The organism is Salmonella sp. WC3, from assembly GCF_042932255.1.
GTDB lineage: Bacteria > Pseudomonadota > Gammaproteobacteria > Enterobacterales > Enterobacteriaceae > Salmonella > Salmonella enterica.
The window spans coordinates 476736-489076 of sequence record NZ_CP170629.1 but is presented as its reverse complement, the minus strand read 5'-3'; the positions used below and the strand labels follow the sequence as shown (position 1 = coordinate 489076).

The window sequence follows — 12341 nt, the reverse complement described above, 5'->3', positions numbered from 1 at the left end:
TTTGGATATTCCGCATCACATGGGGATCGTCATCACGAAAAAGGCTCGTATCGGTTGTAATTTATCGCTTAAGCAAAATACAACAGTAGGAAACAAGCAAGGTTTAAAAGAAGATGATTTCATTATTATTGGCAATAATGTAGATATAGGAGCAAACACCTGCATTATAGGCTCTATTACTATCGGTGATAATGTTACTATTGGAGCAATGTCATTTGTAAATAAAAGCATTCCAGCAAATAGCATATATATTACAAAAAAACATCAGAAGTAATCCCATTAATAAATCACAAAAAATGGGATTAATCTAAATCTTAATATTGAAATATTTTATAGGCTTTTCTCGTCTGGTTAATAGACTAAAAATAAAACATTTCTTTTGTGAATGATTGTTAAGTTCATTCTCTGACCTGATGTCTACATCACTATTCTGATAGAGCGTTTAGTAAGACCCGGTAGCGTAAACGCTATCGGGCATCGTTCTCGTAACATCACTGCAGTCTGTCCAACTCCGGGACACCCGCCTCTCGGTTGCCTGAGAAGATGGATAAAAATACTGCAGACCTCACGCTTTAAACACTGAAGTGTTTAATCCAATTCAGCAACGTAAAAACCACCAGAAACAAAAAGGGGAAATAAGATCACTCCCATCCCAACTCTTATTTTATATCTCCCCATGGAAATATAAAAGACAAAACAATCACTAAACCATTTATCAACTTACATTACATATATTAATAACATTATAAACAAATTAATTACATTCACATCTTGAATGTAATTAAACTTCAATAACCATATGAACACTAATTTTGTTGCAATATAAAGCACATTAAATATAGTGGAACACGGCTAAAAACACCTAATATTCACAGGGGAATATAATGATTATTGTTTCTGTGCTCAGACAAAGCAAAGACTTCACCACAAAACATGCTCAATGGTTACATAAGCAGCTCAAAGGTTATGATTCTGTTTGTTTAACAGATGCGCTAAAGATAAAAGGAGTAAATACAGCGCCTCTTTTGTATGATTGGCCAGGATGGTGGGCAAAACTAGAACTTTTCAATCCACTGCATCCTGTTCTTGGTAATAAGGATATTCTCTATATTGATATAGATAGCGTTATTGTGGGAGATATTACTCCTCTGACAACTATGAAAAAAATAACATTACTTAATGACTTTTCTCAGCATGGTGCTTCAGTTGCGCCAGCAACAGGTATTATGTTTATTCCTGCACCCGCAAAAAAAATGTGTGGGATGAATTTATGAAAAATCCTGAAAAGGAAATCAATGCCATAAGAACCCCACCCTATCATGGCGATCAAGGATTTATCGGCAGAATATGTCAAGATGCTGAAAGATGGCAAAACATCTTACCCGGAAGAATTATTAGTTACAAAGCTAATATAGCAACACCAAAAATGATTGGTTTTAACCCTGAACTATACGATGGGACAGGTAATGGAAAATTACCTGACGGAGCAAGCATAGTCTGTTTTCATGGTTCCCCTCGCCCCTGGAACACAGCATTGCCCTGGGTGCCTTACTTTAGTTTAAAAAACACAATCCAAAGCAAAGTGAAACAATATAAGTTATCACTGCGTTAAAGCTTCCTTCTCTTCAATGCCGGCGCTTTTCTTTACGCCACCAGAACCTCTATATATTTCTAATACGGTAGCGTAAGCGCCATCGGGCGATACGTTGCCGGATGGCGACGCAGGCGCGTCATCCAGCCTGCCACGTGCCCACACTGGATCATGAGCGTAATTTGTTTGAATAATCTTCCTTCACGCGATAAACAATAACTATGGTCTGGCTCGATCCTGACCCGTTGATAACAAACACAACATACTTGCAAGGAAAACAACATGCTCGCCGTCATTACCCGGCTGTTCCCGTTATGGGCGCTGCTGCTCTCTCTCATTGCGTATTACACACCATCCACCTTTACTCCTGTTGGGCCGTGGGTCGCGACACTACTGATGTTGATTATGTTCGGTATGGGGGTCCATCTTAACGTTGACGACTTTAAACGCGTGCTCTCCCGACCAGCCCCTGTCGCCGCAGGGATATTCCTGCACTATCTGGTAATGCCGCTTGCGGCATGGCTGCTGGCGTTGCTGTTTAAGATGCCGCCAGATCTGTCCGCCGGGATGGTACTGGTCGGCAGCGTAGCCAGCGGCACCGCCTCTAACGTAATGATCTATCTGGCGAAGGGAGACGTCGCGCTCTCAGTCACCATTTCATCGGTCTCCACGCTGGTCGGCGTGGTCGCCACACCACTACTCACGCGCCTGTACGTCGATGCCCATATTCAAGTCGACGTGATGGGTATGCTGCTGAGCATTCTACAGATTGTGGTCATTCCAATCACGCTGGGGCTGGTGATTCACCATCTGTTTCCGCGCGTAGTGAAAGCGGTAAAACCTTATCTGCCAGCATTCTCGATGGTGTGCATTTTGGCAATCATCAGCGCGGTGGTCGCGGGTTCAGCTTCACATATCGCCTCCGTCGGCTTTATGGTGATCATCGCGGTGATCCTGCATAACACCCTTGGCCTGCTTGGCGGCTACTGGGGTGGACGTCTGTTCGGTTTTGATGAGTCAACCTGTCGAACGCTGGCGATCGAAGTCGGGATGCAGAACTCTGGTCTTGCTGCTGCATTGGGTAAAATCTACTTTGGCCCGCTCGCAGCGCTGCCTGGCGCGCTGTTCTCAGTGTGGCACAACCTTTCAGGGTCACTACTGGCTGGTTACTGGTCCGGGAAACCGATTGTTGAAAAATCGGGCGAAACGGCAAAGGTAAATTAAAATATTGCCGGGTGGCGCAAGCTTACCCGGCTTACACGCTATCCGCCCGTTGCGTATTGCCGTAGACTAAATGCATCGGCTAACTGAGGGCACCCGTATGGCACTCCCCCGCATTACCCAAAAAGAGATGACCGAGCGCGAACAGCGCGAACTGAAAACGTTGCTGGACCGCGCCCGTATTGCACACGGTCGTCCGCTGACCAATTCTGAGACCAACAGCGTAAAAAAGGAGTACATCGATAAGCTGATGGCGCTGCGTGAGGCTGAAGCGAAAAAAGCCCGCCAGTTGAAGAAAAAGCAGGCGTATAAACCCGATACGGAAGCGTCATTCTCCTGGTCGGCGAATACGCCGACGCGCGGCAGACGTTAACGCCCTTTCTTCTTTCGTCCCGGCGAGGTAAAGCGCTTACCGCTTGATGTCGGGCGTGCTTTCTCATTGCTTTTTTCGATCGCCACGACCGGTCGCTTAATACCCGTGGTCTTCGGCTTCGCTTTGGCCTTTGGTTTGGCTTCGGAAGAGGAACGCTCAATCAACTTAAACAGATCGATCAGCTCATCGTCCGTCAGGTCGCGCCACTCGCCCAGCGGAATCCCGCTCAGGCTGACGTTCATAATGCGCGTACGCTCCAGTTTCGTCACTTCATAACCAAAGTATTCACACATACGGCGGATCTGACGGTTTAATCCCTGCACCAGGGTAATGCGAAAGACAAACGGCGCCTCTTTTTTCACCTTACATTTTTTGGTGACGGTACCCAGAATCGGCACGCCAGCGCCCATACCGCGAATAAACTCGTCGGTAATCGGTTTATCCACCGTCACCAGATACTCTTTTTCGTGATCGTTACCGGCACGCAGAATCTTATTGACCAGATCGCCGTGGTTAGTCAGAAATATCAGCCCCTGCGAGTCTTTATCCAGACGACCAATCGGGAAGATACGTTTGCTGTGGTTCACAAAATCGACAATATTGTCGCGTTCGCCGTCTTCAGTGGTACTGACAATGCCAACCGGTTTATTCAGCGCAATCAGCACTAAATCATCCGCTTCTCGCGGCTCAATCAACCGACCATTTACTTTAACAACATCCCCGGCGACCACCTGATCGCCAATGGCGGCGCGTTTGCCGTTGATAAAAACATTGCCCTGTTCGATAAAACGGTCCGCCTCGCGACGCGAACAGATGCCGCTTTCACTGATATATTTATTAAGCCGGGTAGATGTGTCGGTCAGCATATTTACTCTCTGAGAAATTTTTCTACATAAACGTCGGGAATGTGACTTACCACATCAAATCGTCAGGAACTTTAAAATCGGCATACGGATCATCTTCGTCCTGCTCTTCCTGACTCAGCGCACTGTTTACGACAATACTGTCCGCATCTCGTTGTGCGATTTTATCGGCGACGCTCGCGGGAATAATCGCATATTCACATTCACCGCTGTTATTGATAACCAAACGCGCAATCGCGAGACGCCCATTAATCAGTTGCGTCTGGGTGAGCTTATCCACGTCTATTTTTTTGATGACGTTATTATCGGTGAAGTTAAAACCAATATCGCCTTTAGATACATTGATTCTATTCATTTCAATAAGTTGCTTAACCTGAGCTTTAAACTCTTTCGCTAAAACCGCTTGTTTTTGCTGTTCACTGAGTTGTTTATCACGCTCAAGTTGCGCCTTTTTATTTTCTTCCACCGCCTCTCTGGCCTCACGAGCCTGAACGCGTGATTTTTTAGCCGTGCGTTGGACTTTGGCCATTTTTTTGCTGGTCACTAATCCCGCTTGTAGCAGTTGCTCTTGTAAGGTCAGTTTTGCCATTTTCGTCTCTAAACGTGTTAAATAATTTTGCGGATTATACCTGTAATTTTTCAGGCGATACCAGATGGCAGATCTGGCCTTGCGTCACTTTTAGCGACCGCGCTTTGCCTGTAACACGCGTAACATCATGAGCCATATCAGTAAGACATTAAATGGATAATGGTAGCATTATTACGTTTCGACATTTCCTGATGAGGTGGAGAAGTAATGGAACTGCTTTTATTAAGTAACTCGACGCTGCCGGGTAAAGCCTGGCTGGAACACGCTCTGCCGCTGATAGCGAATCAATTGAACGGTCGACGTTCAGCCGTGTTTATTCCGTTTGCCGGCGTCACGCAAACATGGGACGAGTACACGGATAAAACCGCAGAGGTACTTGCGCCATTAGGGATAAACGTCACAGGGATTCATCGTGTCGCCGATCCGCTTGCGGCGATTGAGAAAGCGGAAATCATTATTGTCGGCGGCGGAAATACCTTCCAGCTACTGAAAGAATCGCGTGAACGCGGGCTGCTGGCGCCGGTGGCGGACAGGGTAAAACGCGGCGCGCTGTATATCGGCTGGAGCGCGGGCGCCAACCTTGCCTGCCCGACTATCCGCACGACCAACGATATGCCGATCGTCGATCCAAACGGTTTCGACGCGCTGGATCTGTTCCCGCTGCAAATTAATCCTCACTTCACTAACGCCTTGCCGGAAGGTCATAAGGGCGAGACCCGCGAGCAGCGTATTCGCGAACTGCTGGTGGTCGCGCCGGAACTGACAGTGATTGGTTTGCCGGAAGGTAACTGGATTCAGGTGAGCAACGGACAGGCGGTTCTCGGCGGCCCGAATACCACCTGGGTGTTTAAAGCGGGCGAAGAGGCCGTGGCGCTGGAAGCGGGTCATCGCTTTTAATCCCAGGCCACATTGAATGCCGAATGGCGGGCCTACGCGCATGTTCTCCGTAGGCCGGAAGACGTTTACGCCGCCACCCGGCATTTCACTTAATACTCGCCCCGTTCCTCGTCCTGATCCGGTTGTTCCAGTACGCTATAGGCGACCGAACAGAACAGTGAGTTAAGACGCTTCATATCGCCCAGCAGCCCTAAATGAAGCGAGCTGGTTTCAATGCTTTGCACGTTCTGCTGGTGCAGGCGGTCGACATGCGCATGTGAGTATCGGCGATTAAGTATACGGAAGCGATGTTTACTGCGGCGCAACCGACGGGCGCTGGTGACATCGCCGGAGAAAAAGACCGACATCGCCAGTTGCAGATTACTGAGCAGTTGATCGTAAAGCGCATCCAGCTCTTTCAATCCTTCTTCTGAAAATGCCCGACGCGCCGCCAGCGACTTGTCGGCAATCTCACTGCCCATTCGCTCGATAATATCCGACGCCTGTTCGAGGTTCAGGGCCATCTCAATAATCTCCGCCCACCGGCGGGACTCCTCCGCCGCCAGCTCGTCTTTCGGCATTCGCGCCAGATAAAGCTTAATCGCGGTGTAGAGCACGTTAACGTCATCCGCCAGCTTGCGCAGCGCTTTCTCTTCACGCGGTTCGCCGTGCATGACCTTTTTTAGCCCTTCCATCATCTGTTCCATCGCATCGCCAATGCGCAACACCTCACGGGCAGCATTAGCCAGAGCCAGCGTTGGCGTATCCAGCGCGCTGACATCCAGATGTTTCGGCTTCAGATGGGTATCCAGTTCAGGCTCATCACGAATAATTCGTTTACAAAAACGCGCCATCAGCTCGGCAAATGGCACCATCGCCAGGCAGCGCACCAGGTTATAGAAAACGTGGAAATAGATCACCAGCTCTGATTTCGGTAGCGGTAGCTCATCCATCAGATTCGCCAGCGGATGGACAAACGGCAGGATGACCAGGCTGCCGATCAATTTGAACAATAGGCTGCCGAGCGCTACGCGACGCGCGGCAGCATTGGCGGCGCTGTTGTTGAGCATCGCCAACAGGCCCGATCCCAGATTGGCGCCGATGACCAGGCACAACGCCACCGGGAACGATATAATCCCCGCCGCCGTCAGGGTTGCTGTCAGCAACACCGCCGCCAGGCTGGAATAACTGATAATAGCGAACATCGCGCCAATCAGCGCATCCAGCATAATGTCGCCCGTCAGCGACGCGAAAATGACCTGCACGCCATTAGCTTGAGTGATCGGCGTCACTGCCTGCACAATCAGCTCCAGCGCCAGTAGAATCAGGCCAAGCCCGATACCGACGCGACCAAGCTGCCCGGCGCGGGACTGCTTACGTCCCAAAAAGAAAATCACGCCAATAAAAATCAGCAGCGGCGATAGCCACGACAAATCAAAGGTGAGAATACGCGCCATTAGCGCAGTACCCACATCAGCGCCCAGCACAATCACCAGAGCTGGCGTCAGGGCGACAAGATCCTGGGCGACAAACGACGTTACCAATAAAGTGGTGGCGTTACTGCTTTGTACCAGCGCGGTAACACCGATACCCGCACAAAAGGCGAGCGGTTTCTTTTCCACGCTGCGGCTGAGGACAGTGCGTAGACGCGCGCCAAACACGCGCATTACGCCAGTACGAACGATATGTGTTCCCCATACCAACAGCGCAACGGCAGAAAGTAGATGGAGCAAAGTTAACACGGCGTCAGGTTCTCCTTATCGTTATACGTTTTCCTGAAGCTCACTTGCGATAAATTGCCTGATGGCGCACAGCGTTAAGGCCTGGTGGCGTTGCACGCCACCGGGCTTATCATACGTAATACGGTATGCTGGATAAGGCGTTTACGCCGCCATCCGGCAAATTCAGCGTAGAGCCTTCCTTCAGTATAAGGGTTTAATTGTAAGAAAGAGACAAGGCACCCAATGAGTGCCTTGTATGTTGTAAGGAAAAGTGACGATTTTATGAATCAGTCCGCATCGTAACCCAGGTTCGGCGCCAGCCACCGCTCAACATCCTCAACGCTCATTCCTTTACGGAAAGCATAATCTGTCACCTGATCGCGTTGGATCTGCGCTACCGCGAAGTATTTGCTCTCAGGATGGCTGAAGTACCAGCCGGAGACCGACGCGCCAGGCCACATGGCGAAAGATTCGGTGAGCTTCATCCCGGTGTGTTTTTCGACATCCAGTAGCTGCCAGATAGTGCCTTTTTCGGTATGTTCCGGACAGGCAGGATAACCCGGCGCCGGGCGAATCCCCTGGTAGTTTTCGCGGATTAATTCGTCGTTACTCAGGCTCTCGTTCGGCGCATATCCCCAGTAAACCTTACGTACACGCTCATGCAGGTACTCGGCAAACGCTTCCGCCAGACGGTCGGCAATCGCTTTCACCATGATCTTGTTGTAGTCGTCATGCTGCGCTTCGAAGGCGTCCGCCAGCGCATCCTCCTCCAGACCGCCGGTCACCGCGAAAGCACCGATGTAATCCGCTTTGCCGCTCAGTTTCGGCGCAACAAAATCCGCCAGACAGTAGTTGGCAAAACCGACTTTCTCGGTCTGCTGGCGCAGGTGGTGGCTGACCGTCAGAACATGAGTACGGGTTTCGTCGCGATAGATTTCGATGTCATCGCCGATGCGGTTCGCCGGGAACAGGCCCACCACGCCACGCGGATTCAACAGTTTCTCGGCGCTCAGTTTATCCAGCATATCATTGGCGTCTTTAAACAAACGCTGCGCCTCAACGCCCACCACCTCATCTTCCAGAATGCGCGGGTATTTGCCGGCCAGCGACCAGGTCATAAAGAACGGCGTCCAGTCGATGTAGTTGCGCAGAGTTTCGATGCTGGCTTCCACCTCCTGCACGCCCAGACGGTGGGCTACCGGCGGGGTGTAGCGTTCCCAATCGAATGCCAGATCGTTATCGCGCGCCGCTTCCAGCGTGACCGGCGGCGTGCGCGGTTTTTTGCGGGCGTGCTGAATACGCACGGTTTCGTACTCTTTGCGGGTACGGGCGACAAAGTCATCACGCTGGGTGTCGGAGAGTAGCGCCGCCACCACGCCCACGGTACGCGAAGCATTCTGCACGTAGACCGTCGGACCGCTGTAGTTCTGCTCGATTTTCACCGCCGTATGCGCTTTCGAAGTGGTTGCGCCGCCGATCAGTAGCGGGATAGTAAAGCCCTGACGCTCCATCTCTTTCGCCACGTTGACCATTTCGTCCAGCGACGGGGTGATAAGCCCGGAAAGACCAATCAGATCGGCATTCACTTCACGCGCCGTTCTGAGGATTTTCTCCGCTGGCACCATCACGCCGAGATCGACGATTTCGTAGTTGTTGCATTGCAGCACCACGCCGACAATGTTCTTGCCAATGTCGTGCACATCGCCCTTCACGGTGGCGATGACCATCTTGCCGTTGCTGGAGCCTTTTTCTTTGCTGGCTTCAATAAACGGCTCCAGGTAGGCCACCGCTTGTTTCATCACGCGAGCGGATTTCACCACCTGCGGCAGGAACATTTTCCCTTCGCCGAACAGGTCGCCGACCACGTTCATGCCGTCCATCAGCGGCCCTTCAATCACCTCAATCGGGCGGGCGGCCTGCTGACGGGCTTCTTCGGTATCCTGTTCGATAAACTCGGTAATGCCTTTCACCAGCGAGTATTCGAGACGCTTTTTCACGTCCCAGCTACGCCATTCCGCCAGCTGGGCACTGGCGGCCTCGTCGGTTTTACTGCCGCGATATTTCTCCGCCAGTTCCAGCAAACGCTCGGTGCCGTCATCGCGACGGTTAAGAATGACATCTTCAACCGCATCGCGCAGCTCGGCGGGCAGATCGTCATAAATCGCCAGTTGCCCGGCGTTGACGATGCCCATGTCCATGCCGTTGCGGATGGCGTAGTAGAGGAATACCGCGTGGATAGCCTCACGTACCGGGTCGTTGCCGCGGAACGAGAAGGACACGTTAGACACGCCGCCGGAGATCAGCGCGTGCGGCAGCTCGCGTTTGATGTCTTCACAAGCGCCGATAAAGTCCTGCGCGTAGTTGTTGTGCTCTTCAATACCGGTGGCGACGGCGAAGATATTCGGGTCGAAGATGATGTCTTCCGGCGGAAAGCCTACCTCTTCGGTCAAAATTTTGTAGGCTCGGCGGCAAATTTCGATTTTACGCTCGCGGGTATCGGCCTGCCCCTGCTCATCAAAAGCCATCACCACCACTGCGGCGCCATAGCGACGTAGCAACTTCGCATGATGAATAAAGGCTTCCACGCCCTCTTTCATCGAAATAGAGTTGACGATGCCTTTACCCTGAATGCACTTCAGCCCTTTTTCGATAACCTCCCATTTGGAGGAGTCGATCATGATTGGTACACGGGCAATGTCCGGCTCACCGGCAATCAGGCTGAGGAAACGCACCATCGCCGCTTCGGCGTCGAGCATCCCCTCATCCATATTGATATCAATAATCTGCGCGCCGCTTTCTACCTGCTGACGGGCGACATCCAGCGCTTCGCTGTATTTCTCTTCTTTGATCAGCCGTTTAAATTTGGCCGAGCCGGTGACGTTAGTACGTTCGCCGACGTTGACAAACAGGCTATCGTCACCAATGTTCAGCGGCTCCAGGCCGGAAAGGCGGCAGGCCACCGGGATATCCGGCAGCTGGCGCGGCGACAAACCGGCAACGGCGCGGCTCATCGCCGCAATATGCTCCGGCGTGGTGCCGCAGCAGCCGCCAACGATATTCAGGAAGCCCGCTTCCGCCCATTCGCGAATCTGTTTCGCCATGGTGTCGGCGTCGAGGTCATACTCGCCGAAAGCGTTCGGCAGGCCGGCGTTCGGGTGCGCGGTGACGTAGCATTCGGCAATCCGCGACAGTTCCTGGACGTACTGGCGCAGTTCATCTGGCCCCAGTGCGCAGTTAAGGCCAAAAGTGAGCGCCTCGGCGTGGCGCAGCGAGTTATAAAAGGCTTCGGTAGTCTGGCCGGAAAGCGTACGGCCAGAGGCGTCGGTGATGGTGCCGGAAATCATGATCGGCAGGTCAACGCCCAGCGCTTCAAACTCTTCTTTCACCGCAAACACCGCCGCTTTCGCATTCAGGGTGTCAAAAACGGTCTCAATCAGAATCAGATCTGCGCCACCTTCCACCAGCGCTTTGGTGGATTCACGGTAGGCCGCCACCAGCTGATCGAAGGTGATATTACGAAACGCCGGGTCGTTGACGTCCGGCGAAATGGAGGCCGTGCGGTTAGTTGGACCAAGCACGCCCGCAACAAAGCGTGGTTTTTCTGGTGTTCGCGCCGTCCATTCATCAGCGCAGGCACGCGCCAGTTTGGCCGCCGCATAGTTAATTTCCGCCGACAGGGATTCCATCCGGTAATCCGCCATCGCAATGGTTGTCGAGTTAAAGGTGTTGGTTTCGATGATATCCGCGCCAGCCTCAAAGTAGGCGTTGTGGATAGCGGCGATCACCTCCGGCTTGCTGAGTACCAGCAGGTCATTGTTGCCTTTCAGGTCGCAGGGCCAGTCGGCAAAGCGCTCCCCGCGGAAATCTTCTTCATGTAGACGATAGCTCTGGATCATGGTGCCCATACCGCCGTCCAGCACCAGAATACGTTCATTTAACTGCGCACGCAGTTGTTCAACTTTGCTGCTCACACTCGCTCCCGACAACGCTCCACGTAACGAGCCATACTGGCACAAAGCGTGCTGGCGGAAAAGAGAACAACGGGCAACATGAGACATGTTCAGCTTGCCACCCACTTCTGTCGCTTTGCCGGATGGCGGCGCAAGCGCCTTATCCAGCCTACAAATTACTTTGGCGGCTCCCAAAGCGTAGGCCTGATAAGCGAAGCGCCATCGGGCATCCTGTGATGTCACTCATCCGATCAGTTCAGGAACTCTTGCATTATAATTGAATAAAACGAAAATGATTTCCACGATACAGAAAAAGGAGTCTGCCATGGTTGCCCCTGTTCCCGCGAAACGCGGGAGAAAACCTGCCGCTACCACTGCACCCGTAACCGGGCAGGTTCAGTCATTAACTCGCGGTCTGAAGCTGCTGGAGTGGATTGCCGAGTCCAACGGCAGCGTCGCGCTGACCGAACTGGCGCAACAGGCGGGTTTGCCTAATTCCACGACTCACCGTCTACTCACCACCATGCAGCAACAGGGTTTTGTCCGCCAGGTTGGTGAGCTGGGCCACTGGGCCGTAGGCGCACACGCGTTTATCGTCGGTAGCAGCTTCTTACAGAGCCGTAATCTGCTGGCGATTGTCCATCCGATTTTGCGCAAGCTGATGGAGGACTCCGGCGAAACGGTAAACCTTGCCGTACTCGACCAGAGCGACCATCAGGCTATTATTATCGACCAGGTGCAGTGCACACAATTGATGCGCATGTCCGCCCCTATTGGCGGCAAGCTGCCCATGCACGCCTCTGGCGCGGGCAAGGCGTTTTTATCACAGCTCAGTGAGGAACAGGTTACCAGTCTGCTGCACCGCAAGGGGTTGCACGCTTATACCCATGCGACGCTGGTGTCGCCGCTGCATCTGAAAGATGACCTCGCCCAAACACGCAAGCGCGGCTATTCCTTTGACGACGAAGAACATGCGCTCGGTCTGCGCTGCGTGGCCTCGTGTATTTATGACGAACACCGCGAACCGTTTGCGGCCCTCTCTATTTCCGGCCCCTGCTCACGCATTACCGACGATCGCGTCACCGAACTTGGCGCCATGGTGATTAAAGCGGCGAAAGAGGTGACGCTGGCCTATGGTGGAACTCGCTGAAATGAGC

Annotated in this window: 10 protein-coding genes and 1 pseudogene; 6 read left to right on the top strand and 5 right to left on the bottom strand. The window is 52.2% G+C overall.

The features are described from left to right. Positions 1-19 precede the first annotated feature (19 nt). The 4 genes and pseudogenes from ACFK9X_RS02320 (at position 20) to ACFK9X_RS02305 (ending at position 3185) form a co-directional block, all read left to right on the top strand. Positions 20-274, top strand: a complete 255-nt coding sequence (locus ACFK9X_RS02320) for a DapH/DapD/GlmU-related protein (RefSeq protein ID WP_001687571.1) — start codon at positions 20-22, stop codon at positions 272-274. A 610-nt stretch (positions 275-884) separates the two neighbouring features. Beyond that, positions 885-1612: pseudogene (locus ACFK9X_RS02315) on the top strand (hypothetical protein). A 261-nt stretch (positions 1613-1873) separates the two neighbouring features. Further along, positions 1874-2815 carry a ketopantoate/pantoate/pantothenate transporter PanS gene (gene panS / locus ACFK9X_RS02310; protein ID WP_151115410.1) on the top strand — a complete coding sequence of 314 codons (942 nt, stop codon included), beginning with the start codon at positions 1874-1876 and terminating at the stop codon, positions 2813-2815. 97 nt (positions 2816-2912) lie between these two features. Then, positions 2913-3185 carry a DUF3811 domain-containing protein gene (locus ACFK9X_RS02305; protein ID WP_001207628.1) on the top strand — a complete coding sequence of 91 codons (273 nt, stop codon included), beginning with the start codon at positions 2913-2915 and terminating at the stop codon, positions 3183-3185. On the opposite strand, the gene rluF is transcribed toward ACFK9X_RS02305, so the two are convergent. From rluF to ACFK9X_RS02290, 3 genes are read right to left on the bottom strand one after another with little or no spacing between them, the layout of a single operon-like run. Then, complete coding sequence (gene rluF, locus ACFK9X_RS02300) at positions 3182-4051, bottom strand: 23S rRNA pseudouridine(2604) synthase RluF (protein WP_000954619.1); 870 nt, start codon at positions 4049-4051, stop codon at positions 3182-3184. The genes ACFK9X_RS02305 and rluF overlap by 4 nt on opposite strands. A 46-nt stretch (positions 4052-4097) precedes the next feature. Beyond that, positions 4098-4637, bottom strand: a complete 540-nt coding sequence (locus ACFK9X_RS02295) for a DUF2058 domain-containing protein (RefSeq protein WP_001096724.1) — start codon at positions 4635-4637, stop codon at positions 4098-4100. 34 nt (positions 4638-4671) lie between these two features. Beyond that, positions 4672-4773 carry a hypothetical protein gene (locus ACFK9X_RS02290; RefSeq protein WP_151115408.1) on the bottom strand — a complete coding sequence of 34 codons (102 nt, stop codon included), beginning with the start codon at positions 4771-4773 and terminating at the stop codon, positions 4672-4674. Positions 4774-4844: 71 nt separating this feature from the next. Here ACFK9X_RS02290 and pepE point away from each other — a divergent pair, with 71 nt between their 5' ends. Further along, a complete protein-coding gene (gene pepE, locus ACFK9X_RS02285; protein ID WP_000421783.1) occupies positions 4845-5534 on the top strand; it encodes a dipeptidase PepE in 690 nt (229 codons plus the stop codon). 89 nt (positions 5535-5623) lie between these two features. Here pepE and ACFK9X_RS02280 read toward each other — a convergent pair whose 3' ends face one another. Continuing rightward, positions 5624-7255: a Na/Pi cotransporter family protein gene (locus tag ACFK9X_RS02280; RefSeq protein ID WP_023237622.1), complete on the bottom strand. Its 1632-nt coding sequence runs from the start codon at positions 7253-7255 to the stop codon at positions 5624-5626. Positions 7256-7521: 266 nt separating this feature from the next. Continuing rightward, positions 7522-11205: a methionine synthase gene (gene metH, locus ACFK9X_RS02275; protein ID WP_151115406.1), complete on the bottom strand. Its 3684-nt coding sequence runs from the start codon at positions 11203-11205 to the stop codon at positions 7522-7524. Positions 11206-11509: 304 nt separating this feature from the next. Here metH and iclR point away from each other — a divergent pair, with 304 nt between their 5' ends. Beyond that, positions 11510-12334: a glyoxylate bypass operon transcriptional repressor IclR gene (gene iclR / locus ACFK9X_RS02270; RefSeq protein ID WP_000226434.1), complete on the top strand. Its 825-nt coding sequence runs from the start codon at positions 11510-11512 to the stop codon at positions 12332-12334. The last annotated feature ends 7 nt before the right edge of the window (positions 12335-12341 follow it).